Consider the following 24424-nt stretch of genomic DNA (forward strand, 5'->3'; position numbering starts at 1 on the left):
CAATGTTTAGATGAAATGGTTGTCTTATGTTAAAATGATACTGATTGTTTAATGGAAGGATGAAGAAAAGCATGAGGAAAATAGTTCAATTTAAACACACAACATTTGAAAATGGTACATTATACTTACATACCGACCAAGCAGAGCTCCTGCAAGGGACAACGGCAGCTGGTCAAATCATTGCAGACTCCGATCGCTATGCTTTCGTATACTTAGCAGAAAATGAAGAGGAATATGTTTACTTATACCTGGAAGAGTCGATGTGGGATGAATTGAAAAAAGCACTTCAAGAAAAGAGTGCAGTCATTGCGAAAAGCCATGATTATTCTTTGGAATTGGATCAATTCACTGAAGAGCTTGATTATCTTGTGACCAATATAGAAGGAAATGGGAACTACGGTGACGAAATGGTTAAAAAGGTAGAAAGCGTATTTCTTGATAAGTAGTCGCGTAGAGGTGAGGAGAATGAATCACTGGGAACAATTTTTAGCTCCCTACAAGCAAGCAGTTGACGAATTGAAGATTAAGCTTAAAGGGATGAGGGGAGAATATGAACTTCATAACACACATTCTCCCATTGAATTTGTGACTGGAAGAGTGAAGCCGATTGCAAGTATCCTTGATAAAGCAAATCAAAAAGGGATCAAGCTATCGAATATTGAAACAGAAATGCAAGATATCGCCGGACTCAGGATGATGTGTCAATTCGTGGAGGATATTCATGTGGTTGTGGAAAAGCTGCGTGGGCGGAATGACTTTACAATTATAGAAGAAAGAGATTACGTGACCCATAAGAAACAAAGCGGATACCGTTCCTATCATATTGTCATTGACTACCCGGTACAAACGATTCACGGAGAAAAAAACATTCTGGTAGAAATCCAAATCCGGACACTTTCGATGAATTTTTGGGCTACGATAGAGCATTCTTTGAATTATAAGTACAGCGGGCAGATTCCCGAGCAAGTTCGTCTTCGCATTCAAAGCGCTGCTGAAGCAGCATTCAGACTGGATGAAGAAATGAGCTTGATTCGTGAAGAAATTCAGGAAGCCCAAGTCATTTTTACTAATAAAAAGGAAAAGGATCAACGGGGTAAAAGCTCTAAACCAAATCAGCAGTGACTTGAAGGGGGTACATGAATGAAGTTTGCGATTACATCAAAAGGTGATTCGAAGTCCAATACATTAATGCACAAAATGAGGACTTATCTCCAAGATTTTAATTTAACCTATGATGATGATCAACCGGATATCGTCATATCGGTTGGAGGAGATGGGACGCTGCTTTATGCCTTTCATCGCTACAGATCCCGGTTGGATAAGACAGCATTTGTAGGAGTACATACAGGACATCTCGGCTTTTATGCCGATTGGGTACCGGAAGAGATCGAGAAGCTCGTGATCGCCATAGCGAAGACACCTTATCAAATTATCGAATACCCATTATTAGAAACGATCATCCGGTATCAGCATGGAGGGAAAGAAACCCGTTACTTAGCGTTAAATGAATCGACGGTCAAAAGTGTTGAAGGAACCCTGGTCATGGACGTGGAAATCAGAGGCCAGCATTTTGAACGTTTTAGGGGAGATGGACTCTGCTTATCGACCCCATCTGGTAGTACGGCTTACAATAAAGCACTTGGCGGGGCAATCATTCACCCGTCTCTTCCAGCCATTCAATTTGCGGAGATGGCTTCCATTAATAATCGTGTATTCCGTACCATCGGATCACCTTTGATTTTACCTGCACATCATACATGCATGCTAAAGCCAGTGAATGGGCCGGATTTCCTGGTTACCATCGACCATCTATCCCTTCTTCATAAAGATGTGAAGAGCATTCAATATCGTGTCGCTGATGAGAAGATCCGTTTTGCCCGCTTTCGTCCGTTTCCGTTCTGGAAGAGGGTGCACGATTCCTTTGTGGCGGATGAATGATTCAAGGCTGGGAAGTGTATGATGAAATTCTATATATTGAAATGGGTTATTCCTTCTTCCTATGACGGGAAGCTGATGAGAGAGTTTCTAATCGATCAGCACATTTCAAAGCGTACACTGACTGCTGTGAAGTTTGATGGGGGAACTATAACCGTTAATGGAAAAGAAGAAGATGTCCGATATCACCTTATAGAAGGAGATATTCTTGAGATGAAGTTCCCTGCAGAAAAAGGGAGTGGATCATTAGTTGCTGAAGAGATTCCATTGTCAATCATTTATGAGGATGGGGATGTTCTCGTAGTAGATAAGCCGTGGGGGATGAAATCCATTCCGACTAAGAATGAGCCGACAGGAAGCCTCGCCAATGCCATAGCCGGTTATTATGAGAGGACGGGTATTTGTTCAACGGTTCATATCGTTACTCGATTAGATAAGGATACATCGGGGCTTGTTCTAATAGCAAAACACCGCCATGTTCATCATTTATTCAGCCTTCAGCAGAAGGGGCGGGAAATTAAGAGAACGTATGAAGCCTTTGCAGAAGGTCGGCTGGACTCGGACATCGGCACGATCGAAGAGCCTATCGGCCGGAAACCGGTTAGTATCATTGAAAGAGAAGTGAGGCAGGATGGCCGATATGCCCTGACACACTATAGAGTGAAAAAGCGTTTCCAGGATTTCGATCATATTGAACTGAGATTGGAAACAGGGAGAACTCACCAAATCAGGGTTCACATGTCTTTTATCGGACACCCACTGGCAGGGGATGATTTGTATGGAGGCAGCGTGGCGTTGATAGGAAGGCAGGCACTTCATTGTAAGAATCTGGATTTTTTTCATCCTGTTAAAAAAGAATGGGTGCATTTGGTGGCTGTGATGCCTCGGGATATGCAGATTTTGCTTGAAAGACAATGAAAAAAGAGATTCTTTTCGGTTGAACTGAAAAGAATCTCTTTTTCTTGTGGTGCGGGAACAAGCACTTCCACATCTCATTCAAACCTCCGAAACTTCTCCTCTACAAAAGGCATGCTCGACCCCACACTAACCACTTCGATCTCAGGGTATCTAAAAGCAGTCAACTTCCCGCCAAACACGGCCCCTGTATCGATATTCGCAGTTTTATTAACGATTCGGGCCTCTTTTACCGGGGTGTGGCCATAAATGATCCAAGCGTCACCTTTATAATATGAAGCCCAATCTTTTCTGACAGGCGTACCGTCTTCATTTTTCTCACCTGTGATGTCACCATAAAGAACAAAAGTTTTTACCTGATTACTCTGCTTGCCGATCAGTTCTTCTTTAATACCGGCATGGGCTATGATCAGCTTTCCATCATCCAGCACGTGATATAAAGGGGACTGTTCATACAAGGAGAGAAACATATCCCGGTAACGGTCCCTTTCACTCCGGGGAAGGGCACTCAGTTCCGCTACTGTCGTTTCAAGCCCGTGCAGGATTTTTACATTATTCCCGAGGAAGTAGCGGTAGAGTTTATTACAATGGTTTCCAGGGACATAGTAAAGAGCTCCCTTTTCAAACAGATTATAGACCGTTGATATGGTCTGAAGCGAGTGATGACCGCGGTCAGTTAAATCCCCCACGAAGCCGAGCAGCCTTCCATGTGGATGAACGGGGAGACCGGAAGACCAATCGTAGCCTAACTTTTTGGTTAATTTTTTGAACTCTTTATAACAGCCATGAATGTCTCCGATTATATCTATTTTCATAAGACACCTACTTTCCTGTGGCATTTTTCTTTTCTTTTCGCTTATTTTATGCCATATTAATGATTCAGTCTTTCATATCGAGCGGATGTTTATTCATATTTAAATATACCATCGTACATAACCCAGACCATATTAAAGATGGTTATCATTTCATAAGAGACATTCGTCATAAGATTTGCTAGTATTATTACGACTATATACAATTCATGATAAGAAGGAGGGTGTATATGATGTCTGAAATAACCCAGGATCAATCAAAAGAAAGAGATAAACAAGAGAAAGAAATGTATGATGAAGACCTTCTCATTAGAGCCCTTCAAGAAGAAGATCTGGATTTATTTCGCTCAGAATTCGTCCATTTACACTCTTATGACCAAGCAAAGTTTTTTTCGAAAATAGATGAAGCCCTGCGAAGCCGCCTGTATCATTATCTGTCTCCGGAAGAGATGGCGGAGCTTTTTGAAAGTCTGGATATAGATGAAGAGGATTATCAGGATATTTTGGCGGAAATGAATCCTACTTATGCCGCTGAAATGCTATCGAATATGTATGCCGATGACGCGGTGGATGTCTTAAATGAGCTTGATAAGGACCAGGTAGTTAGTTATTTAACGATCATGGATGATGAATCAGCTAAAGAAATAAAAGAATTATTGCATTATGAAGAGTATACAGCCGGTAGTATCATGACTACTGAGTTTGTGGCCATATCCAAGAATCAGACCGTCCGATCAGCCATGTATATACTAAAGAATGAAGCGCCTAATGCTGAAACGATTTACTACATTTATGTAGTGGATGATGATAAAAAGCTCGTCGGGGTTATCTCCCTGAGGGATCTCATCATCAGCCATGATGATGTGATGATAGGCGAAATCATGAGTGATCGTGTCATGTCTGTAGGCGTCAGCGAAGATCAGGAGGCAGTCGCGAGACAAATGAAAGATTATGACTTCCTTGCTTTGCCTGTTGTCGATTTCCAACATCACTTACTGGGGATCATTACCGTCGATGATATTATGGACGTTATGGAAGAAGAAGCTTCTGATGACTACTCTAAGTTAGCTGGTATCGCGGATTTGGATTCCATAGACCGAAGTCCATTCAATGCTGCGAAGAAGCGTCTTCCATGGCTGATTGCATTACTTTTTCTAGGAATGTTCACTGCAAGCCTTATCGGGAGATTTGAAGACACGTTAGATAAAGTAGCGATTCTTGCCGTGTTTATCCCCTTGATCGCCGGAATGGCGGGTAATACGGGAACTCAGGCCCTTGCTGTTGCCGTTAGAGGGATTGCGACCGGTGACCTGGAAAAGGAAAACAAGATGTCCCTTGTCATCCGTGAAGCGGGAACCGGACTTATAACCGGTACTACATGCGGGGTAGTGGTCAGCATCGTGGTTTATGTATGGAAAGGTGAATTCTTCCTGGGGGTTCTCGTTGGGATCTCCGTGTTGGTGTCATTATTTGTTGCAACGCTAGCTGGTACATTAGTACCGTTACTTATGCACAAACTAAAAGTGGATCCAGCTGTCGCTTCCGGTCCTTTTATTACGACGATAAATGATATTATCAGTATTTTAATTTATTTTGGTTTAGCGACATTGTTTATGAATTATTTAATATAGAGAGAAGAGAGAGGGGGAGGTATAGATGGAACAGCATGCGTCCGTTACATCATTAGTTATTGTCATTCTTGTAGCTTTTTTAACTCCCATATTGCTGCATAAATTCAAACTCAATTTTATCCCTGTAGTCATCGCAGAAATCATTATGGGGTTAATAATAGGTAGGAGCGGATTTGACATCGTTCACCAGGACATGTGGTTGGAAACACTGTCTACACTTGGATTTATTTTCCTCATGTTCTTAAGTGGACTGGAAATTGATTTCACTGCTTTTTCAGGAGGTAAGAAGAAAAAAGAACGGTTACCGAATGGAAAAGAAGAACCAAACCGTCTGAAAGTAGCGACTTTTATTTTTATCGGTATATTCTTTGTTTCACTTGGGCTGTCTTATCTGTTCGTCTTATTCGGGCTCATTGATAATGCATTCTTAATGACCCTTATTATTTCCACCATTTCACTTGGTGTTGTGGTTCCTACACTTAAGGAAGCACATATCATGAAAAGCGCCATCGGGCAGATCATCCTTCTTGTGGCGGTTATTGCAGACCTTGTGACAATGATTTTACTGGCCGTATTCGTGTCACTTTACGGTGAAGGTCATGGAAATATGTGGCTTCTCCTTATCCTGTTCGGCGTTGGAGTACTCCTGTACTTCCTCGCAAAGAGATTGAAGAACAATTCCTTCATCAAGAGCCTGTCGACAGGTACCGTTCAAATCGGCACACGAGCGGTCTTTACATTGATCATTCTCCTTGTAGCTGTATCTGAAACCGTTGGTGCTGAAAACATTCTAGGTGCATTCCTTGCAGGTGTACTTGTATCATTACTGGCACCAAATCAGGAAATGGTTCATAAGCTTGATTCCTTTGGTTATGGATTCTTAATCCCGATCTTCTTCGTGATGGTAGGGGTTGAATTGGATCTGGGATCACTGCTTAGCGATAAAAAGATGCTTCTGTTGATTCCATTACTTCTGCTTGCTTTCCTGGTTTCAAAAATCATCCCCGTTTACTTATTAAAGTATTGGTATGATACGAAAACAACGATTGCATCAGCATTTTTACTTACATCAACGTTATCACTTGTCATTGCAGCTGCGAAAATCGCTGAGAGAATGGAAATCATCACAGCACAGATGAGTGGCACGCTCATATTAGTAGCCGTGATCACGTGTATCATTACGCCCATATTCTTCAAAAAGCTTTTCCCGAGGGAAAGCGCAAAGGAGAAAAAGCTCAAGATTACATTCCTTGGAGCGAATCAGCTTACGATGCCGGTTTCAAGGGAACTTCATTCATCCCTTTATGAACCTGTCTTGTATCATACAAAACAAGATAAGTCTGACCGTAATATTGCTGATTCGTTGTTTACCATCAATGAAATTGATAATTACGAGTTAGACACGCTCGAAGAGAACAATATCTTTGATTCGGACATCATTGTGATCTCAACCGGTGATGAAGAAATCAATGCAACACTTGCCGTTACCGCTAAAGAATATGGTGTGAATCGTGTCATTGTAAGGGTTGAGAGTCCAGACTTACATGAGACACTGCGAGAACAGGACATTGAAGTATATTCCGTGTTCCTGTCTACGAAAGCCTTACTGCGTGCACTCATTGAGTCACCGTCTGTCATGAATATCCTTACGAACCAAGAAACATCGCTTTATGAGATTCGCATGCTGAACAGTCAATTTGAAGGCATGACCCTTCGGAAGTTTCCGTTTACGGGAGATGTTATCTTTGTCCGGATCTTTAGAGGGAAAGATTCCATTGTTCCTCACGGGGATACAGAACTCCACATGAACGACCGCTTGATCGTCACCGGTTCAAAAGAATATGTAGATGAACTAAAACGCGAACTTGAATTCTGTGAGTATTGCTAAGAACTAATCAACTTCCCAAGAAATTTTTCTTGGGAAGTTTTATTTTTGGCTCTTTTCGTATAGTTTGTTGCTATTGTAGAGGGGAAAGTAATAGTTGCTTTCCGCTCCAGGATGCTCGCTTTCCGCGGGGCTGGCGGTGAGCCTCCTCGGCTGCGCCTCCGGGGTCTCACCTGTCCAGCTACGGGGCTTAGGGGCTCGAGGTCATAAGCCAAGTCTGCCAAAAAGGCAAAGAGCGCCTTTCCGGCAGACTCGTCTTATGCTTGTCGCCCCTGGGCAAAGCCCCTCCGCTTTTCGTACTGTCCAGCTATTCCCGCAGGAGTCGAGCATCCTTCCGCTACAATCAACTTTCTGAGGATGTATCCTTAATGGGGAATAATAACAACAAGAATTTTAGCAAACAATCTCAATTAAGGTAAGCAGAGATTGATTTTACTTTTAAGGAAGAAGAAATATTTTTTCTTGTTACATTGTATTCTTGCACACCTTGAAGCTCTGTCATGAAAATTCTGTTAAAGATGGTGAGGGGAATTGCGTAGACTCCGGCGGATTTTGGGCGTGCCGAGACCCCGGAAGCGAAGCTGAGGAGGCTCGGCCGAACGTCCGCGGAAAGCGGAGCAGTTCCCCTCACCATCCAGCACACACTGGTTGACAGAGCCTTGGCAGATTCTATGGTAGAAAACAACAAACTTTACGAAAAGAGACTATTTTTTAGAGGAGTTTACACTCTTACCACTAATATCTAATAAGAGAGAGATACTAAAGGGAGGCATGAAAATGTGGGAAACAAAAGTCATTGAAATCAGGGATAGGGTGAAAGGAAGCTTCATGGAGGTATCTGTAGAGAAGTTGAATGAAAAGCCTTCACCAGAGGAATGGAGTATCGCTCAAATTGTTCTCCATCTGGCTGGAGCTGAAAAAAGATTTTTATCATTGGCACTCGAGTCCGCGGAGAATCCATCAGGAACTTGTGAGAATAAAGCAGATTTATCCGTATTCGATGATCCTTCTAAAAAATTGAAGGCACCGATCGAACCATCTTCTGAGTTTCAAAAAAAAGAAGAATTAATTCTAGCCTTGGATGAATCCCGGTCATTCACTACACGCTTCCTGGAATCATACACGAATGAAGGTTTGAAAAGTCGATCCATGAACCATCATCGATTTGGGGATATGCCCATATGGCAAGTGTTAGAGCTTCTCGGTAAACATGAACAAAGGCATTTAGTTCAAATCGAAGAAGTTAAAAGGCGAATCTTGTAGGAATTATTCTTTTCTTTTGATGTGTATTACTGTAGAATTAGTATCAGGTACTAATAACATGTATAAAATAGGAGGATTACAATGACTCTTTCATTAAAAGGTAAAACATATGTCGTTATGGGAGTTGCAAATAAACGCAGTATAGCGTGGGGGATTGCCCGTTCCTTACATCAATCAGGTGCACGTTTGATCTTTACATATGCAGGCGAGCGTTTTGAAAAAGGGGTTAGCGATCTTGCCGGGACTCTGGAAGGTGGAGAAGATTCATTAGTGCTGCCTTGTGATGTAACAAGTGATGAAGACATTGAAAAATGCTTTGCAACGATTAAGGAAGAAGTCGGAGTGATTCATGGACTTGCCCACTGTATCGCTTTTGCCAATAAAGAAGAGCTTGCTGGTGATTACATGAACACAACAAGAGACGGGTTCCTTCTGGCTCACAATATCAGCTCATACTCCTTGACAGCAGTTGCTAAAGTAGCGAAGGATCTTATGACTGAAGGTGGAAGCATCGTTTCCATGACATACCTTGGTGGTGAGAGAGTGATGCAAAACTACAACGTAATGGGTGTAGCAAAAGCCTCTCTTGAAGCAAGTGTGAAATACCTTGCCAGTGATCTTGGAAAGCACGGAATTCGTGTGAACGCGATCTCTGCAGGACCGATCCGCACCCTGTCTGCTAAAGGTGTAGGTGACTTCAACAGCATACTGAAAGAAATTGAAGAGCGTGCTCCGCTCCGCCGCAATACAACACAAGAAGAAGTCGGTGATACGGCTGTATTCCTTTTTAGTGATTATTCAAGAGGAATTACAGGTGAGAACCTTCATGTAGACTCCGGTTATCATGTATTAGGTTAAGAAATAGACATACGGAACCCTGGTTGCAGAAATCATACTGCAGCCGGGGTTCTTTTGTTATGTAAAGATAGTATTTATCTATGCTAATAAGAAACTCATAGGCGGTTCCTGCATACATATAAATGTAGACTGTAAGGAGGGATAGGATTGAATAGACAGAAAAAGCCACTATTATATATACATCAACCCAGATTGAACGATGTGAAAAGCAGCATGCAGGAAGTCTATAGAGGTTCGTCAAGCATCGTTCAACCAGAAAGAGAAGAAAGAAACACGCAGCCAATCGAAATGAAAAGAAAAAGCACTGAGTTGATCGAAGCTGCTCCATTAGGGAGGTTAAAACAGCCTGAGTACCATATGAACGTAAAAAGGGATACGATAGAGGCTCGGCCCATTCTAAAAGAGATTTCTAATAAGGAAGAAGCAATTCAAGGTGAAGCAAGGCCGGAACACTCACATGACGGTTACTTTAAACCACTTACCCCATTTAAAGACCTGGATATGGATGGGAAAATTGAATATATGCAGCAGAGTATAATGGGGAGAGCCCCATTTCCATGTGCGTTTCAAACTGAGGGAGGGGTTTATCGTGGTGTGTTAACCAGTGCAGATAGTGCATCCATTGATATAAAAACGTTTCAAGGTGAAGAGATCACTTTAACAAGAAATTCTATAAAGGCGATCAAAATCATTGGATTGAAATAAAAGAAGCCAGCCGGAAATTCCGACTGGCTTTTTATTCACGTTGCTGATTAGTCACAAACTCCTTCTACTCTTACATCATCGATACATTGGATAGCGCAGAAGCAATCCAGATCAACTGTGATACAATCTCCAGTCAATTCGTAAATGAAGTTATTGTTTAACCCCATTAATTCGTCTTCTGATTCTACGTCTTCACCTGTAACATGTACTTTCTTCAATACTTGAAGTGTAGCACAGCAGTCGTCAAATACATTCTTCACACGGAAGTAAGGTGTTTTCCAGCAATAATGTTTAGGGTGAACCTTGAATAGGTCTCCTTTTTTATTATAAAGTTTGAAAACACGAGTATTTGGTGCATTTCCAACTGGACTTACCAAAGATCCTAGTGGCTCAAGAAAACAATCATTTTTACAATCAAAACAGTCTTGATCTGCTGCATCTTGAACATCTTTAATAGCGCGAACAGCAAGGCATACACAACCGCGGTCTCTTGCACCTGCAATGTCATCTTTTCTGTAATTACCGCAACCCATAAGAATTTTCCTCCTTAAATAATTTTCACTACACTAATAACATATTGTAGAAGAGGAAATTGGGTAACGGACAAATGCCCCTTTTGACTAAATTGGGCGGGATATAGTTTATATAAGGAGTGGGAATATGGAGATACTTGACATAATTATATTGGGTATTGCTGTGTTTAGAATGACTCACCTCATCGTGTTTGATAAAATAACGGAATTCTTAAGGTCTCCTTTTTTTGATGAAGTACCTGAAATGTCAGAAGACGGGGTGGAGGAAATCTTCCTTTTACCCAAAAAAGGCGGAATAAAAGGGTTTATAGGGGAGCTATTATCGTGTTATTGGTGTACAGGTGTGTGGGTTGCTGTATTCCTATATGCAGGAAATCTTTTATTTCCACAATTTTTCATCCCGATTATCACAGTATTGGCAGTTGCTGGAGTAGCTTCCATATTGGAGGCTGCTGTCCAAAGTTGGATAAGAGAGTAGCTCATTAGGTAATTAGTGGAAACAAGCTTACACTTTCGCACATATAATGGTCGTAAGGGCAATGGTAAAGGAGGGCGATCATTATGAAGAATTCTTCTGCAAATACCAAGAAACCAACGAATTCTCCCATCAAGAAAAAAGGGTGCGGTTGTGGATCAAAAGTGAAGAAAAGATAGGCTGCTCAAAATGGGCAGTCTTTTTTTTTCATAAAATCTCACTTTAAGAAAAAAATAAAGCATGAGTACAAATAAAAGAGGGATATGTCATGAACAAAAAACGGATCATCGTTCCACTTACGATACTTGTCTTAATGGGCTGCTCCAATAAGGAAGATGGGAATGACAGCAAGATTGCACTTATGAAGAAGACCGATCCACCACCCATTGAATTAGTGGATAACCCGGAAACAGACAGCTATGGACATGCAATTAAGAGGGAAATCTCGAAAATGAAAGAGCTTTATGATGTAGCGGTCATTCAAGGAAAAGAAGAAACGCTCGTGGTATATAAAGTGAAGCACCTGCAAAGGTTCCATATGAAGAAAATCGAAAAAAAGATGGATGGCTATTTAGAAGATAAATATCCGGATGAAGACTTTATATTGTCCAGTGATTACAAGATATTTCTTGAAACCATCCGTTTAAAGGAAAAGCTTAAGAGGGGTTCGATTTCAAAGAAAGATGCTGAAAAGAAGTTCCAGGATATTGTGAAGCTTCAAAAGGAAAAGACGTAGGAGGAATGTTTTGTGGGGAAATTACCAAAAACGCCCGAACAGAAAAAATACGAACAGCTGGAAAAACAATATGAAACGAAGAGGCCACTACTTAAAAATGTACTGAAGGCTTTCTTTGTGGGGGGATTCTTCTGCTTAGTCGGTCAGGCAATTACGTATATATTCATTTATTTCTTTAATTTTACTGAGCAGACAGCAGGAAATCCAACTGTTGCCACTATGGTATTTATATCAATGCTTCTTACAGGCTTTGGCGTGTATGATCATATCGGCCAATTCGCAGGAGCGGGTAGTGCTGTCCCTGTGACCGGTTTCGGAAACTCGGTTATATCAGCAGCCATCGAACATAAAACGGAAGGGTATGTCTTGGGTGTAGGCGGTAATATTTTTAAACTGGCTGGTTCCGTAATTGTATTCGGAGTGTTTTCAGCATTCATCGTTGCGTTAATCAAGACAATCTTAATTCAATTGGGGGTGATTTAATGCTTCAGGGTACAAGGTCATGGGTATTCCCAACACATCCGGCCATCCTGTCGACCGGTGTGGTCGGCGGCCCTTTTGAAAAAAAGGGGAACTTAGCAGCCGATTTTGATCAGTTTTACGATGATCTGTGGATGGGACAGGGCACATATGAAAAAGCCAATCGAACTCTCATTGAAGATGCGGTTCAGATTGCGTTGGAAAAACAGTCTCTCCAAAAAAGTGATGTACAGTTTTTCCTTACGGGTGATCTCATTAATCAAATTACCCCATCAAGCTTTGCTGCGAGGACCAATGGAATCCCATACTTCGGATTATTCGGGGCATGCTCAACATCGATGGAGGGTTTGGCGTTATCTGCGTTCTTGGTGAATTATCAAGGCGCTCAGCATGTGGTGACAGGGGCATCCAGTCATAATTCTGCAACTGAAAGACAATTCCGGTACCCGACTGAGTATGGCGGTCAAAAGCCTCCAACAGCTCAGTGGACTGTAACAGGTGCTGGTTTCGCAGTAATTGGAGAAGGAAAGTCTGTTACAACCCCTACACCGAGAGTTACCTCTGCAACCATCGGCAAGGTGATGGATATGGGATTGAAAGATCCATTTAACATGGGTGGAGCGATGGCACCAGCTGCTGCTGATACGATTGCAGGTCATTTTCAAGATCTGGGGAGAGATCCTTCTTACTACGATTTGATTATTACTGGTGATCTGGCTAAGATCGGCAGGCAGACAGCTATTGAAATGCTGAAAGAAAAGGGGTACAACTTCTCCGATCATCAGTTTAAAGATTGCGGACTACTGATTTATGGAAAAAATCAGCCGGTTCAATCCGGTGCGAGCGGCCCCGGCTGTTCTGCTACAGTCCTGTACGGTCACCTATTAAATGAAATGAAAAAAGGAACATACAAACGCATCTTAGTTGTGGCGACGGGAGCCTTGCTATCCCCGTTGACGTTTCAGCAAGGAGAAACAATACCATGTATTGCTCATGCGGTTTCCATTGAATATATGTAAAAGAAAGGAGGAAACGAAGTGTTAGCGATGTTTTTTTGGGCCTTTACAGTAGGCGGGATTATTTGTGTGATTGGTCAATTACTGTTTGATGTTGCTAAATTAACTCCAGCCCATACACTAAGCTTACTGGTTGTGGCAGGGGCGGTTTTTTCAGGATTTGGATTATACGAGCCTCTCATTGATTTTGCCGGTGCAGGAGCGACCATTCCCATAACAAGTTTTGGTAACGCCCTGGTAAATGGGGCCATGCAGGAATCACAGGAACATGGGATAGTGGGTGTCCTTACGGGGATGTTTGAAGTGACAAGCTCAGGGATCTCGTCGGCAATCATATTCGGTTTCATTGGGGCACTCCTTTTCAAACCTAAAGGATGATAGAGGTGAAGAACGATGCCTGAATACTTAGAGGTGGCGTTACGCAGTATATTTATCTTACTTTCCTTATTTGCAATAACCAAGTTACTTGGGAAGAAACAGCTATCTAAATTGTCTTTTTTTGAATACATTACAGGAATCACGGTTGGGAGCATTGCAGGGACACTTTCCATGGATCTTAGCCTCCCTTTAAGTGAAGGACTGATGAGCATCTTATTATGGTTTTCATTTCCACTCATTTTCTCCTTTCTTTCTCTAAAAAGCGTTCGATTTAGAAGATTTGCCGAGGGGAAACCGACTGTTTTCATAAAGGATGGGAATATTGATGAGAAGGCTTTAAAGAAGGAACAGTATTCCGTTGATGAACTGCTGGAGCAATTGAGAAAGAAAGACGTTTTCAGAGCTGCAGATGTGGAATTTGCTTCATTGGACACAAACGGAGACCTAAGTGTTTTGCTCAAAAGGGAGAAAAGGCCGCTTGTTCGAGAAGATGTATTTAATATCTCACAAAAGTCCACTCCTCCACAAGCAGTCATTTCGGATGGGGAAATAGATGAAGAGGCTCTGCGAGAAGTAGGATTTCCCCTTCCCTGGTTACAAAAAGAGCTGGCCAAAAGACAATTGCAAGTTGAATCCATTTTCCTTGCCCAACTTGACCGCGAAGGAAACCTGACCTTCGACCTCTACAATTGGACAAACACACAATAAATTCTGCAAAAGCCCATACGTAATGTTCTCTCTATACATATGTTATAAGAGACTAAAGGTAAAAGAGAGGTGAAATTATATGTATGGATATGGATACGGTGGCTGTGGATATGGCGGCGGCGGTTATGGCTCAACATTTGTATTGATCGTTGTGCTTTTCATTCTCTTGATTATCGTCGGAGCAAGTTTCTGTTAGAAAGGGGTACAAAAGGCAGAATCCTCATTAGAGAGATTTTGTCTTTTTGTTTTGCTCTTTTTGTAAGGCTCTTGTGGTATAGTTTGTTGCTATTGTAGAGGAGAAGGTAATAGTTGATTTCCGCTCCAGGATGCTCGCTTTCCGCGGGGCTGGCGGTGAGCTTCCTCGGCTGTGCCTCCGGGGTCTCACCTGTCCAGCTATTCCCGCAGGAGTCGAGCATCCTGCAGCGAGAATCAACTTTCTGAGCATGAATCCTAAATCGAAAACAATTTAAACAAGCTTTTTAGCAAACAATCTTATTAAAGGTAAGTAAAGTTTGAATTTCCTTTTAAGGTTTCATTTGTGAGAAAGTCAATAATCCATTGATTTATGAAATAACATAAATTTTTTTACTCCCTTGTTGGTAGTTTGTTTTTCAACAAATGCTCAACATATCTACAATAAGAGCATTCTTGTGTTTGTGTATCTATACTTATAGCAGACAGAATGTAGTAGCACAGAGTGGATTGTAGCGGAAGGCACTTGACTCCTGCGGGAGATAGAGGAAAGGTCGAGACCCCGCAGGGCAAAGCCCGAGGAGGCTTGACTTCCTCCCCGGGGAATCTTGTGCCTGGAGCGGAAAGGAACGGTACATGTTTTCACATTACCACTCATTCAAAAGATGAATATACATTTTTAGAATCTGAGAATAATCTTTGTGAGAGAATCCAAGAAAAGACGAAGATTAATTCTTACCAGACGTACTTCAAAAAAAATCAATTCATAATCACGCTCCTGGGTTTTTCACATATGATGCTTATAGTTAAAAGGAGGCGTGATGGAAATGAATAATAACTTTTTTAAGAATTTAGAGAAGAAGACAGGCGTAAACATGAACGAAGTGTTAGAGCTTGCGAACTCATTACAAAATGCAAACTTCAAAGATGAAGCAACCGTTAGAAGCGTCATTAAACGAGTATCTAAAATTGCCAATAAACCAGTTAACAAGGAAATGGAAAATAAGATTGTACAGTCGATTGTGAATGATGGAAAACAATTAGACTTTGGAACCATCTCAAATATGTTAAATAAGGGGAAGAAATAAAAGTAATAAAAATGAAAGGAGAATGGACATAAAGGTGTGTTCCAACACGTACTTTATGTTAATTCTCCTATTTATTTTTTAACTAGAGTGTAAAAGTGATGAGATTTTTCATCCAGGCAGGGTACATAAAAAAATCTATACAGCCCATAGTATCAATGAAGCCTAAATAAAGTTTAATGTTCTACCCTATAGGGGTAACTATTATCAAGGAGGTAATGAAAAATGGGATACATTGCTCCAATTCCTCACCATCAGTATAAACAGTATCAGGAACGAGAAATAAAAGTTGAAAAACATCCATTTACCTTTCTCCCCGTGCAACCTGTAAAGCCCATGAAAAATAAAACTCAAGCACATAATGAAGAAACAGAATCGTCCTATCATGTACTTCAATCAAATCAACGCAAAGCTTCATATCACGCACTCTCTAAACGATCCATCCCAACAACATTATTAGCCCGGTTAACAGGAAAAGGAAAGCACTTTAACGAATATGTATAAAGAAGTTTAAGGGGCTTTTTTTAGTCACTTTGAAAGATCCCAAAAGGTGCATTCCTTATGGGATCTTTTAATTAATTGATGATATCTGGCCACATACATATTTGGAGGTAATCACTTGAAATTACAAAAACTTTCAGAGCGTTGCTATGCATTTACAGGGAGCGTTAACATTGGGTACTGCATGAAAGATGGGAAGGGTCTTCTTATTGACAGTGGTTTGGATGATTCTGCCATGAAGAAAGTGATCAAAATCCTTTCCAATGAAGGACTGCCATTGGATTTTTGTGTCATCACCCACGCCCACGCAGATCATTTTGGTGGAGCTCACTTCCTGAAGAAAAAACAAGGGACTCCATTGTTTGCTCCAAAACTTGAAAAAGCGATCATGGAGAATTCGATCCTGGAACCGATTTATCTATTTAATGGAGCTAATCCCATAAATGATTTGAGAAATAAGTTTCTTGAAGGACAATCAGTGGTCATTGATGATGAGTTGAAGATTGGTGAAAATAGCATTGGACCTTTTACTTTTGGAGCGATTGACTTACCGGGTCATTCTTATGGTCAGGTAGGTTTGCTTGTTGATGATGTTTTATTTGCAGCTGACAGTTATTTTGGCAGGGATACGTTGGAAAAGCATGTCATTCCATTTATCATTGATGCGGATCAAACACTGGATTCATTAGAAAAACTCCTTCACATATCATGCAAAGGAGCAATTCCGGGTCACGGGGACTATGAAGAAAACTTTGTTCGAACAGTGCAGGTGAATATCGATCTTCATCAAGAACGGATCAATTCTCTCTTAACACTAATAAATGATAGTAAAGAGGGCATTTCTTTTGAAAAGATCACAAAAGATTATTTGAATTTACACAAAATAGCTGTATCAAATGTAGGGCAATGGCTTTTGTTCAGAACATCGGTAACAGCTTATCTTACCAGTCTCGAACGAGGGAAACTCCTATCGTTCACGATTAGAAACAATGAACTCATCATTCAGCCCCATTAATACCCTTGTACTAACAGGCTTTCTCCTTCTTCCCATTCAGCATACATAACGTCCTTGGAGGAGAGGAAGCCTTGTTTTTTTATTTCGCTTAAAAGCCAATCTTCTCTTTGTTCGGCCAGCTTTAAATTATCGTAAACGATTTCTCCATCCACAATTAAAGAAAGTGGGAGAGAAGCATTTTTTGCCGGTATATTTAGGTCTTGACGCTGTACGATTTCATATAGCGGTTTTCTAATGACACTCAGAGTACCATCAGACTCCAAAAGGGCAAATTCACATTCCCTCACTGAGAAAATATCTTTTGCACGAAGCAGATGCTGAAGTTGATTCAAATCTAAGTGATTTTTCTTAAGCTCATCAAAATTGATCTTTCCTTTATTAATGATTAAGGCAGGCGTGCCTTCCAGCATATGACGGAACCGTCGGGATTTCTGGGTAAAATACTCTGTGAAAAAAATCAAACTCCCCCAGATAAAAATGGCAGCAAGAATTGGAAGCACAGTAATCTTTCCATCATAAAGGGAGTTCCCAACAAGTTCACCAAGAATTAATGCTGAAATGAAATCAAAGGCAGATATTTGAGTGATTTGAGTTTTACCAAGTATTTTTGTAAGAATCAATAAGGCAAAATATCCTACGATTAACTCGATGGCAATCGATGCGATTTCCATAAGGATCCCCCTTCCCATACACTTTCCCATTATCGACGAGTTGATATTGTAATATACTTCTTAATATGATTTGCGATAAGCAAAAAAAAGGAACAAGTAATTAAGCAGTTCTGCTTAATTACTTGTTCCTTTTAAATATCCTTCTTCATTGTTTTATGAGGGATTCCCGCGTCCAGAAACTCATCAGACGTAACCTCGTATCCTAAGCCTTCATAAAAAGGGATGGCATATGTCTGAGCATTTAATTTTAATTGGGATAAGTGCTCTTGCTTCGCATATTTTTCAATGGAAAGCATGATCTCACGCCCTGCTCCTTTTCCCCTGACGGATTCTAGAACGCATATTCTTTCAATTTTACCAAGTCCATCAAGAATACGGAAACGGCCGGCACCTACAGCGTGTGTTTGGTCGTAAAGGACAAAATGAGTGGAATCGTTTTCGAATTCATCGATTTCTTCCTGGAGTGGAACCTTTTGTTCTTCCACAAACACTGTCTTCCTTATGTTGAATACCTCTTGGATCTGATCTTCTGTTTTTGCAACTTCGACCTTCAACTCTTACTCTTCCTTTCCTAAACGGAAGGTTTCGTAAACTGTCCAAGAGCCGTTTTCTAATTGATACAACAAGTGGAATCGGTCAATGGTTTCTTCATGATCGATGCCCAGCATACGCAGTGATCCAAAAATATCCGAGTGCTCATCATTCGAAAGCTTTTGAGCGACAGTAATGTGAGGAACGAAAGCGAATTCCGGCTCGTCACCCATGAAGCTTTGACTATGCATGTCATCGTGCAACCCTTGCAGTTCAGGAGTGGAGTTCACCTTGAAATAGATTACATTGTTCACAGGCTGAAAAGAACTTACTTTGTACACTTTTAAATTGAAGGGATCGTATTTCTTTGAAATAACATTTAATTTATTGGCTATATCTTTGATTTGATCATCGTCTGCACTAAAGACATTCTTTAATGTCAAATGTGGTGGAACCAATGCATAATGAGGATCATAACGTTTCCTATAAGAGTTTGCGATATCCTGCAGCTTTTTCGATGGGAAAATGACTATACCATAATTCATTTTCTTCAATCCTCCTCTATTTAACTATCTTTGTATTATGTATAGTATAGCAAATATTTCAAAAATTTAATATAGGGCGAACGGATAGGATCTCCTAATATCAAAGTGATGTCAGCAGCTCCCATTCATTTAAAGTGAGGCAAGGGTGGTCCCTTGCCTAATCGGGGTTTAGCCAAACATCATCTTCAAAGCGCGTCTCAAATCCGGTTGCCAATATTTCCACGTATGATCTCCGTCGAACTCATCGTAAAAGGAAGAAAATCTTTTTTGATCGAATGTCTCGTGAAGCTTACGGTTTGGCTTTAAGAAGTCTTTTACTTTGCCGTCCGTCGTTTTTACCTCTGTTTCCTGTTTCCCGATGATATGGTAAATGCTTAACAAATGGGGTTGTGAGAAGTTTTCTACGGCTTCCAACACTTTCTCGTTTACGAAAGGTGACTGAAGGAGAACCTTGCCAAATGTATTAGGGTATTTTAATGCAGTCATCAATGAGACTGTCGCTCCTAATGAATCACCAACCAGGGCACGTCCCATTCCCATATGATATGTTGGGTAATGTTCGTCCAGGTACGGGACCAATTCGTGTGCTAAAAAGCGAATGTAAGCATCATTTTCTTCACCATGTGGATGGTATTTTCTTCTTCGGTCCTCAACATCTTTGTATGGAACTCCCACGATAATCATGTTTTCTATTTCCCTATTTTCGAGAAGTTCATCAGCCAGGCGAGGTATTCTTCCTAGCTGGAAATAGTCCTTACCATCCTGGGTGATCAGTAGAGAATATTTATAGAGGGGAGAAAAAGTAGCCGGCAGGTATACGAGCATCTTAATCTCTTCATTCAGTTCTTTACTATAGAGGTTTAATTCGGTTACAGTTCCTCTTGCGGTTGTCATGACGATAGCCTCCTATAATCAGTGTTAACGTTTACAGAAAGATTGTATCATATTCTCCCTGATAATTCCCTAAAGCGGATTGCAATACGAAAATTCAAAAGAATGGTATAATTCATGTAAGTTTATGGACTGTCCAGAAAGGGGTATCTCAATGAATAAACCTGTACATTCAAGGGATGTTACGAAAGCTGCATTACAGAGGCTGAAAGATAGAGGCGTAACAATAGAAGATATTGCTGAAATCGTCTATGAAATGCAGTATCCATATAATCATGAGTTAAATATGGAAGATTGTATCGAGAGTGTGAAGAAAGTGTTGTTAAAAAGAGAGATTCAGCATGCGATTCTTGTAGGGGTAGAATTGGATCAACTTGCTGAAGAGAAGAAGCTCTCCGAACCACTCCAATCGATTGTAGAATCAGATGAAGGGTTGTTTGGAGTAGATGAGACCATTGCTTTAGGTGCAGCATTAGGATATGGAAGCATCGCTGTTACCACTTTTGGTCATCTGGATAAAAATAAAATCGGCATCATCCGTGACCTCGATACGAAGAACGGGGAGGGTGTTCATACCTTTTTAGATGATATCGTCGCCAGCATTGCGGCAAATGCTTCTTCGCGAATTGCTCATAGCATACGGGACCGTGAAGAAAATATTTCAGAAGAAGATAAGATGAAATTTGAGGATGAGGAATTGATAGGCTAGACCATTTCTGATATATAACAGATGGACTGAAGGGGGAATGATTCCTTTTCAGTCTTTTTACTGTGGACAAACATGCGCAGGGGAGGAAAAATGAATGGTGAAATGTAACCGCTTTATACATTATGTATACATTTGTAAAATAATTGACATGACAAGAACAAGCCGCACAACAGATTTCAATCAGAATGTAGGAGCTGTATAAGGGGTTTTTTATAAAAATTGTTAAAATTTTATGTATTTGATTTGACAAGATTGTTACAGACTGTGTTACAATTATTTCGGTAAAGTAGAAATTTAATAGGGGGAATTAGAATATGAAAAAACGCAGTTTTTATCTAAGCACTGCACTACTTCTAGTTCTATCAGTCATTCTTGCTGCATGTGGCGGCGGGTCAGGCGGAGGATCATCTGAGGGTGAAGGTAACAAAGAGGTTGACTTCATCGGGATTGCTACAGGTGGAACAGGGGGTACATATTACCCGTTAGGCGGAACATTCGCTAAGATCATTGAAGATGAAACAGGAATCAAATCCTCGGCTTCAACTTCAGGGGCATCGGCTGAAAATATGGCGGCCATTAAAGATGGTAAAACTGAAATCGCTTTTACACAAACCGATATCGCATCTTATGCATCTGAAGGAACTGAAATGTTCAGCGATAATAAAGTAGAAAACGCAAGAGGGATTGCCACTCTATATCCTGAAACGATTCAAATCGTAACAACAAAAGACTCTGGTATCAAATCCGTTGAAGATCTGAAAGGGAAAGTTGTTTCTGTCGGTGAAGCCGGATCTGGAACTTTACTGAACGCAAAACAAATCCTTGAGGTCCACGGAATTGCCTTAGAAGATTTAGAAGCCCGTAATCTATCATTCGATGATTCAACCACTGGTATCCAGGATGGTACAATCGATGCGGCATTCATTACTTCAGGTACTCCAACAGGAGCGGTTGAAGGATTGGCCGCAACGGAAGATATCACAATCGTACCGGTTGAATCAGGGAAAATCAGTGAGCTGATCGAGAAATATCCATACTACTCCGAGGATGAAATTCCTTCAGGTACGTATAGTAAAGTCGATGAGGCGGTTACAACGGTTGCGGTTCGTGCAATGTTAGTAACAAATGCTGATATTTCCGAAGATGTAATCTATGATGTTACAAAAGCCATTTTTGAAAACACAGATGCAATCACTCATGCCAAAGGTGAGTTAATCAAGGCTGAAGATGGACTTAAGGGTATGGGGATTGAATTACATCCTGGTGCGAAGAAATACTTTGATGAAAAAGGCGTTTCAATGGAATAGATCCACACCAGTAGATGGACGAAGGGATAGGCCGCGTAAAACGGTCTATTCTTTTGTTTTGGTATAAGCTAAAAAATGTAATGTACAGCAGTAATAAATGGAATGGTGGGGAATTTGTTATGAAGAAAATTTCATTCATAGGAACAATTCTCATTATTCTTGTTCTTTTACTCATCATCTTTATTCCCTTTCAAACATACCTGGTAATCGAACCGAGGAGTACTGAGGGTGATCCTGTCCTTTTCAGACTTCCTGAAGATCGTACATTTTCGGTTCGTTACACTCATTCTATTCATCTCTCAGAGGTAGAAGAGTTTTATCGCCAATCTACAAACCACATTCAACAGACAAGCCTGCTTTATGAGGATACTGCAATAGGTATGCCTGCAAATGCAGAAGGAAATGAATCCTTCGAGATGACTGATGAGGGAAAATACTTAATTTCAAATATGAATAAAGTGTTCCCGTACATTGATATTCGCATCGGACAAGTGATCGCCAATCATCGTCTCGTATTGGATGGTAAAGTCTATCCTCTAGCTGACTATTTCGATAAAGGCTCTGTCGTTCGAATGCATGTAAAGAAACAAACACTATATGATCTGTGGAAAGGAGTGACCGTTGTTGGAAAAAGATAAAGAATTCGAATCATTAACCTCCGAACAACAACAAGAATTATTAGAAAAATATGACCCTGAATCATCGACGCGAAAGCTTCATCATGGTCTGTTTAAATGGGTGATTTTCTATGGCCTTTTAGCATTTTCATTATTTCAATTAGTCGCATCGATCTTTCAATTCATCCCTAGACAATTATTATTATCCATTCATTTAGGGTTTGCTTTGTCACTTGTCTTTCTTCTTTTCCCTGCCAGGAAAAAGAATCTGCGAAAAGATAAAGTGGCATGGTATGACGTCGTTCTCTCTGTCATATCTGTAGGAATTGGTGCATACTGGCCGATTATGCAAGATGACATTGTCAGCAGAGTCGGAATCATGACATCACTCGATTTTTATGTTGGTTTTGCTGCGATGATCTTAGTATTGGAGGCAACCCGTCGTGCAGTCGGTCTACCCATAACGATTATCGCCTCTACTTTCATTCTCTATATGTATTATGGACGGCTGATGCCTGGATTCCTTGCGCACAGGGGATATGATTGGGACGATATCGTTAAGACGATGTTCTTTACCAGTGAAGGGATTCTTGGAACGCCACTGTATGTTTCAGCCACCTTCATCTTCCTATTCTTATTATTCGGGGCCTTCCTCGTTAAAACAGGCGTAGGGCAATATTTTAATGATTTAGCTGTTGCCATTGCCGGTAAACGCACTGGTGGTCCTGCTAAGGTTGCAATCTTCTCGAGTGCCCTGCAAGGAACGATCAGTGGGAGTTCCGTTGCGAACGTTGTAACATCCGGTTCTTTTACGATTCCAATGATGAAAAAGCTTGGCTATCGTAAGGAGTTTGCAGGTGGAGTAGAGGCAGCAGCCTCAACGGGTGGTCAGTTGATGCCGCCAATCATGGGAGCTGCAGCATTCTTAATGGTTGAATTCATCGGCGGGATCTCTTATTGGGATATCGCAAAGGCTGCAACCATTCCTGCTCTTTTGTATTTTACAGGAATTTGGATAATGACTCATTTTGAAGCGAAGCGAATCGGTCTTCGCGGCCTTTCGGACGAAGAAATGCCTAATCGTAAAGAAGTTTTAAAGAAAATTTACTTATTAATGCCGATCCTTACGGTCATTATTTTATTAGTCAGCGGTATGAGTGTTATGCGTGCAGCACTTTGGTCAATTGTAGCTACGGTCGTGATTAGCGCGATTCGAAAAGAGACAAGGATTGGCTTTAAGGATGCAGTCGACGCACTAGTAGACGGTGCACGTACTGCGCTTTCCGTAGCTGTAGCCACTGCGGCTGCAGGGATGATAGTCGGCGTAGTGACGAAAACGGGATTAGGGCTGACACTTGCGAATGGTTTAGTTGACCTGGCTGCTGATCTAACAAATTCATCAGAAGGTAAATTAATCCTGACCCTGGTATTTACTATGATTGCATCGATTGTATTAGGTATGGGATCACCGACGACGGCCAACTATGTAATCACGTCTACAATTGCAGCTCCGGCGATCATCCTGTTAGGTGCACCTGAGTTAGCGGCTCACTTATTTGTCTTTTACTTTGGTATCATTGCAGATATCACGCCACCCGTGGCTCTTGCAGCATTTGCCGCCGCCGGGGTGTCAGGGGGAGAGCCGATACGGACAGGGGTCAATTCTGCCAAGTTAGCGATTGCTGCCTTTATTATTCCGTATATGTTCGTCCTGTCTCCTGAGTTGCTGATGATTGATACCACCATCCCGAGATTATTATGGGTTGTCTTTACGGCAATAACCGGAATGATGGCCATAGGGGCTGGGATGATTGGGTATTGGTATAGAAGAGTGTATGTAATTGAACGTTTCCTTTGTGTAGCAGCCGGTTTAATGCTGATCTATCCGGAGGGAAGCACAGATATCATTGGTTTAGTACTGTTTGCTGTTATGCTCGCTTTACAATTCTTCATCAAAAGAGAAGACAAAACACCTAAAAAAGCAACAGCATAAACAAAGATACGTGAGGATGACCCTTAATTAGGTCAGC

General features: G+C 41.1%; 29 protein-coding genes. 23 read left to right on the forward strand and 6 right to left on the reverse strand.

Going from position 1 to position 24424, the window contains the following annotated elements; genetic code table 11:
* Positions 1 to 71 precede the first annotated feature (71 nt).
* The 4 genes from ACQKFO_RS18005 to ACQKFO_RS18020 are packed head-to-tail and all read left to right on the forward strand — an operon-like array spanning position 72 to position 2853.
* Positions 72 to 446 carry a hypothetical protein gene (locus ACQKFO_RS18005; RefSeq protein ID WP_427600221.1) on the forward strand — a complete coding sequence of 125 codons (375 nt, stop codon included), beginning with the start codon at positions 72 to 74 and terminating at the stop codon, positions 444 to 446.
* Positions 447 to 465: 19 nt separating this feature from the next.
* Complete coding sequence (locus ACQKFO_RS18010; protein ID WP_149155210.1) at positions 466 to 1122, forward strand: GTP pyrophosphokinase; 657 nt, start codon at positions 466 to 468, stop codon at positions 1120 to 1122.
* Positions 1123 to 1140: 18 nt separating this feature from the next.
* Positions 1141 to 1938, forward strand: coding sequence for an NAD kinase (locus ACQKFO_RS18015; protein WP_034763479.1), 798 nt, complete (start codon positions 1141 to 1143; stop codon positions 1936 to 1938).
* 18 nt (positions 1939 to 1956) lie between these two features.
* Positions 1957 to 2853, forward strand: coding sequence for an RluA family pseudouridine synthase (locus ACQKFO_RS18020; RefSeq protein ID WP_427600222.1), 897 nt, complete (start codon positions 1957 to 1959; stop codon positions 2851 to 2853).
* Positions 2854 to 2927: 74 nt separating this feature from the next.
* On the opposite strand, the gene prpE is transcribed toward ACQKFO_RS18020, so the two are convergent.
* Complete coding sequence (prpE, locus tag ACQKFO_RS18025; RefSeq protein ID WP_427600223.1) at positions 2928 to 3665, reverse strand: bis(5'-nucleosyl)-tetraphosphatase PrpE; 738 nt, start codon at positions 3663 to 3665, stop codon at positions 2928 to 2930.
* Between the two features lie 284 nt (positions 3666 to 3949).
* Here prpE and mgtE point away from each other — a divergent pair, with 284 nt between their 5' ends.
* The 5 genes from mgtE (at position 3950) to ACQKFO_RS18050 (ending at position 10004) form a co-directional block, all read left to right on the forward strand.
* The gene (mgtE, locus tag ACQKFO_RS18030) at positions 3950 to 5293 is read left to right on the forward strand and encodes a magnesium transporter (RefSeq protein ID WP_427600304.1); all 1344 of its coding nucleotides are present in this window, start codon (positions 3950 to 3952) and stop codon (positions 5291 to 5293) included.
* A 25-nt stretch (positions 5294 to 5318) separates the two neighbouring features.
* Positions 5319 to 7181, forward strand: coding sequence for a monovalent cation:proton antiporter family protein (locus ACQKFO_RS18035; RefSeq protein WP_427600224.1), 1863 nt, complete (start codon positions 5319 to 5321; stop codon positions 7179 to 7181).
* Positions 7182 to 7955: 774 nt separating this feature from the next.
* Positions 7956 to 8441, forward strand: a complete 486-nt coding sequence (locus ACQKFO_RS18040) for a DinB family protein (protein ID WP_427600225.1) — start codon at positions 7956 to 7958, stop codon at positions 8439 to 8441.
* An 81-nt stretch (positions 8442 to 8522) separates the two neighbouring features.
* Entirely contained in the window at positions 8523 to 9299 is a 777-nt protein-coding gene (gene fabI, locus ACQKFO_RS18045; RefSeq protein ID WP_148968482.1) for an enoyl-ACP reductase FabI, read from the forward strand.
* A 147-nt stretch (positions 9300 to 9446) separates the two neighbouring features.
* Positions 9447 to 10004: a CotO family spore coat protein gene (locus ACQKFO_RS18050; protein WP_427600226.1), complete on the forward strand. Its 558-nt coding sequence runs from the start codon at positions 9447 to 9449 to the stop codon at positions 10002 to 10004.
* 47 nt (positions 10005 to 10051) lie between these two features.
* Here ACQKFO_RS18050 and ACQKFO_RS18055 read toward each other — a convergent pair whose 3' ends face one another.
* A complete protein-coding gene (locus ACQKFO_RS18055) occupies positions 10052 to 10537 on the reverse strand; it encodes a CotY/CotZ family spore coat protein (RefSeq protein ID WP_148968484.1) in 486 nt (161 codons plus the stop codon).
* A gap of 127 nt (positions 10538 to 10664) precedes the next feature.
* Between ACQKFO_RS18055 and ACQKFO_RS18060 the strand changes: the two genes are divergently transcribed.
* The 10 genes from ACQKFO_RS18060 (at position 10665) to ACQKFO_RS18105 (ending at position 17123) form a co-directional block, all read left to right on the forward strand.
* Positions 10665 to 11015, forward strand: coding sequence for a DUF1360 domain-containing protein (locus tag ACQKFO_RS18060; protein ID WP_427600227.1), 351 nt, complete (start codon positions 10665 to 10667; stop codon positions 11013 to 11015).
* 265 nt (positions 11016 to 11280) lie between these two features.
* Positions 11281 to 11748 carry a sporulation protein gene (locus ACQKFO_RS18065; RefSeq protein WP_427600228.1) on the forward strand — a complete coding sequence of 156 codons (468 nt, stop codon included), beginning with the start codon at positions 11281 to 11283 and terminating at the stop codon, positions 11746 to 11748.
* Positions 11749 to 11760: 12 nt separating this feature from the next.
* Positions 11761 to 12231 (forward strand): stage V sporulation protein AC, encoded by a 471-nt coding sequence (spoVAC, locus tag ACQKFO_RS18070; RefSeq protein ID WP_427600229.1) that lies wholly within the window; start codon positions 11761 to 11763, stop codon positions 12229 to 12231.
* Entirely contained in the window at positions 12231 to 13247 is a 1017-nt protein-coding gene (spoVAD, locus tag ACQKFO_RS18075) for a stage V sporulation protein AD (protein WP_427600230.1), read from the forward strand. The genes spoVAC and spoVAD overlap by 1 nt, the downstream gene beginning before the upstream one ends.
* A gap of 18 nt (positions 13248 to 13265) precedes the next feature.
* Positions 13266 to 13622 carry a stage V sporulation protein AE gene (gene spoVAE / locus ACQKFO_RS18080; protein ID WP_113969981.1) on the forward strand — a complete coding sequence of 119 codons (357 nt, stop codon included), beginning with the start codon at positions 13266 to 13268 and terminating at the stop codon, positions 13620 to 13622.
* Between the two features lie 15 nt (positions 13623 to 13637).
* Entirely contained in the window at positions 13638 to 14330 is a 693-nt protein-coding gene (locus ACQKFO_RS18085) for a DUF421 domain-containing protein (protein ID WP_427600231.1), read from the forward strand.
* 79 nt (positions 14331 to 14409) lie between these two features.
* Positions 14410 to 14526 (forward strand): YjcZ family sporulation protein, encoded by a 117-nt coding sequence (locus ACQKFO_RS18090; protein ID WP_082051146.1) that lies wholly within the window; start codon positions 14410 to 14412, stop codon positions 14524 to 14526.
* Between the two features lie 823 nt (positions 14527 to 15349).
* Positions 15350 to 15610 carry a stage VI sporulation protein F gene (locus tag ACQKFO_RS18095; protein ID WP_113970022.1) on the forward strand — a complete coding sequence of 87 codons (261 nt, stop codon included), beginning with the start codon at positions 15350 to 15352 and terminating at the stop codon, positions 15608 to 15610.
* Between the two features lie 222 nt (positions 15611 to 15832).
* Positions 15833 to 16111, forward strand: a complete 279-nt coding sequence (locus ACQKFO_RS18100) for a hypothetical protein (protein WP_427600232.1) — start codon at positions 15833 to 15835, stop codon at positions 16109 to 16111.
* A gap of 115 nt (positions 16112 to 16226) precedes the next feature.
* Positions 16227 to 17123: an MBL fold metallo-hydrolase gene (locus ACQKFO_RS18105; protein WP_427600233.1), complete on the forward strand. Its 897-nt coding sequence runs from the start codon at positions 16227 to 16229 to the stop codon at positions 17121 to 17123.
* On the opposite strand, the gene ACQKFO_RS18110 is transcribed toward ACQKFO_RS18105, so the two are convergent.
* The 4 genes from ACQKFO_RS18110 to ACQKFO_RS18125 form a co-directional block, all read right to left on the reverse strand.
* Positions 17120 to 17794, reverse strand: coding sequence for a DUF421 domain-containing protein (locus tag ACQKFO_RS18110; RefSeq protein ID WP_427600234.1), 675 nt, complete (start codon positions 17792 to 17794; stop codon positions 17120 to 17122). The two genes, ACQKFO_RS18105 and ACQKFO_RS18110, sit on opposite strands and share 4 nt — an antisense overlap.
* Positions 17795 to 17925: 131 nt before the next feature.
* Entirely contained in the window at positions 17926 to 18348 is a 423-nt protein-coding gene (locus tag ACQKFO_RS18115) for a GNAT family N-acetyltransferase (RefSeq protein WP_427600235.1), read from the reverse strand.
* Positions 18349 to 18351: 3 nt separating this feature from the next.
* Positions 18352 to 18870 (reverse strand): YjcG family protein, encoded by a 519-nt coding sequence (locus tag ACQKFO_RS18120; RefSeq protein WP_427600236.1) that lies wholly within the window; start codon positions 18868 to 18870, stop codon positions 18352 to 18354.
* Positions 18871 to 19038: 168 nt separating this feature from the next.
* A complete protein-coding gene (locus ACQKFO_RS18125) occupies positions 19039 to 19764 on the reverse strand; it encodes an alpha/beta hydrolase (RefSeq protein WP_427600237.1) in 726 nt (241 codons plus the stop codon).
* Positions 19765 to 19915: 151 nt separating this feature from the next.
* Between ACQKFO_RS18125 and ACQKFO_RS18130 the strand changes: the two genes are divergently transcribed.
* From ACQKFO_RS18130 to ACQKFO_RS18145, 4 genes are all read left to right on the forward strand, one after another.
* Positions 19916 to 20470 carry a phosphatidylglycerophosphatase A family protein gene (locus tag ACQKFO_RS18130; protein WP_427600238.1) on the forward strand — a complete coding sequence of 185 codons (555 nt, stop codon included), beginning with the start codon at positions 19916 to 19918 and terminating at the stop codon, positions 20468 to 20470.
* A 314-nt stretch (positions 20471 to 20784) separates the two neighbouring features.
* Entirely contained in the window at positions 20785 to 21777 is a 993-nt protein-coding gene (locus ACQKFO_RS18135; protein ID WP_148968497.1) for a TAXI family TRAP transporter solute-binding subunit, read from the forward strand.
* 119 nt (positions 21778 to 21896) lie between these two features.
* Positions 21897 to 22415, forward strand: coding sequence for a DUF1850 domain-containing protein (locus ACQKFO_RS18140; protein WP_427600239.1), 519 nt, complete (start codon positions 21897 to 21899; stop codon positions 22413 to 22415).
* Positions 22402 to 24387, forward strand: coding sequence for a TRAP transporter permease (locus tag ACQKFO_RS18145; protein ID WP_427600240.1), 1986 nt, complete (start codon positions 22402 to 22404; stop codon positions 24385 to 24387). Before ACQKFO_RS18140 ends, ACQKFO_RS18145 begins: the two co-directional genes overlap by 14 nt.
* Positions 24388 to 24424 lie beyond the last annotated feature (37 nt).

Source organism: Rossellomorea sp. NPDC071047, from assembly GCF_050270195.1.
Lineage (GTDB): Bacteria > Bacillota > Bacilli > Bacillales > Bacillaceae_B > Rossellomorea.

Excerpts from the sequence above, each read along its gene's own strand:
- ACQKFO_RS18035 (WP_427600224.1), top strand. The coding sequence starts at position 5,319 with ATGGAACAGCATGCGTCCGTTACATCATTAGTTATTGTCATTCTTGTA.
- ACQKFO_RS18125 (WP_427600237.1), bottom strand. The coding sequence starts at position 19,764 with ATGACAACCGCAAGAGGAACTGTAACCGAATTAAACCTCTATAGTAAA.
- ACQKFO_RS18005 (WP_427600221.1), top strand. The coding sequence starts at position 72 with ATGAGGAAAATAGTTCAATTTAAACACACAACATTTGAAAATGGTACA.
- ACQKFO_RS18040 (WP_427600225.1), top strand. The coding sequence starts at position 7,956 with ATGTGGGAAACAAAAGTCATTGAAATCAGGGATAGGGTGAAAGGAAGC.
- ACQKFO_RS18095 (WP_113970022.1), top strand. The coding sequence starts at position 15,350 with ATGAATAATAACTTTTTTAAGAATTTAGAGAAGAAGACAGGCGTAAAC.
- spoVAD (WP_427600230.1), top strand. The coding sequence starts at position 12,231 with ATGCTTCAGGGTACAAGGTCATGGGTATTCCCAACACATCCGGCCATC.
- ACQKFO_RS18120 (WP_427600236.1), bottom strand. The coding sequence starts at position 18,870 with ATGAATTATGGTATAGTCATTTTCCCATCGAAAAAGCTGCAGGATATC.
- ACQKFO_RS18130 (WP_427600238.1), top strand. The coding sequence starts at position 19,916 with ATGAATAAACCTGTACATTCAAGGGATGTTACGAAAGCTGCATTACAG.
- ACQKFO_RS18085 (WP_427600231.1), top strand. The coding sequence starts at position 13,638 with ATGCCTGAATACTTAGAGGTGGCGTTACGCAGTATATTTATCTTACTT.
- ACQKFO_RS18015 (WP_034763479.1), top strand. The coding sequence starts at position 1,141 with ATGAAGTTTGCGATTACATCAAAAGGTGATTCGAAGTCCAATACATTA.
- ACQKFO_RS18060 (WP_427600227.1), top strand. The coding sequence starts at position 10,665 with ATGGAGATACTTGACATAATTATATTGGGTATTGCTGTGTTTAGAATG.
- ACQKFO_RS18090 (WP_082051146.1), top strand. The coding sequence starts at position 14,410 with ATGTATGGATATGGATACGGTGGCTGTGGATATGGCGGCGGCGGTTAT.
- ACQKFO_RS18140 (WP_427600239.1), top strand. The coding sequence starts at position 21,897 with ATGAAGAAAATTTCATTCATAGGAACAATTCTCATTATTCTTGTTCTT.
- ACQKFO_RS18065 (WP_427600228.1), top strand. The coding sequence starts at position 11,281 with ATGAACAAAAAACGGATCATCGTTCCACTTACGATACTTGTCTTAATG.
- ACQKFO_RS18100 (WP_427600232.1), top strand. The coding sequence starts at position 15,833 with ATGGGATACATTGCTCCAATTCCTCACCATCAGTATAAACAGTATCAG.
- ACQKFO_RS18135 (WP_148968497.1), top strand. The coding sequence starts at position 20,785 with ATGAAAAAACGCAGTTTTTATCTAAGCACTGCACTACTTCTAGTTCTA.
- mgtE (WP_427600304.1), top strand. The coding sequence starts at position 3,950 with ATGTATGATGAAGACCTTCTCATTAGAGCCCTTCAAGAAGAAGATCTG.
- ACQKFO_RS18010 (WP_149155210.1), top strand. The coding sequence starts at position 466 with ATGAATCACTGGGAACAATTTTTAGCTCCCTACAAGCAAGCAGTTGAC.
- ACQKFO_RS18055 (WP_148968484.1), bottom strand. The coding sequence starts at position 10,537 with ATGGGTTGCGGTAATTACAGAAAAGATGACATTGCAGGTGCAAGAGAC.
- ACQKFO_RS18020 (WP_427600222.1), top strand. The coding sequence starts at position 1,957 with ATGATGAAATTCTATATATTGAAATGGGTTATTCCTTCTTCCTATGAC.
- fabI (WP_148968482.1), top strand. The coding sequence starts at position 8,523 with ATGACTCTTTCATTAAAAGGTAAAACATATGTCGTTATGGGAGTTGCA.
- ACQKFO_RS18110 (WP_427600234.1), bottom strand. The coding sequence starts at position 17,794 with ATGGAAATCGCATCGATTGCCATCGAGTTAATCGTAGGATATTTTGCC.
- prpE (WP_427600223.1), bottom strand. The coding sequence starts at position 3,665 with ATGAAAATAGATATAATCGGAGACATTCATGGCTGTTATAAAGAGTTC.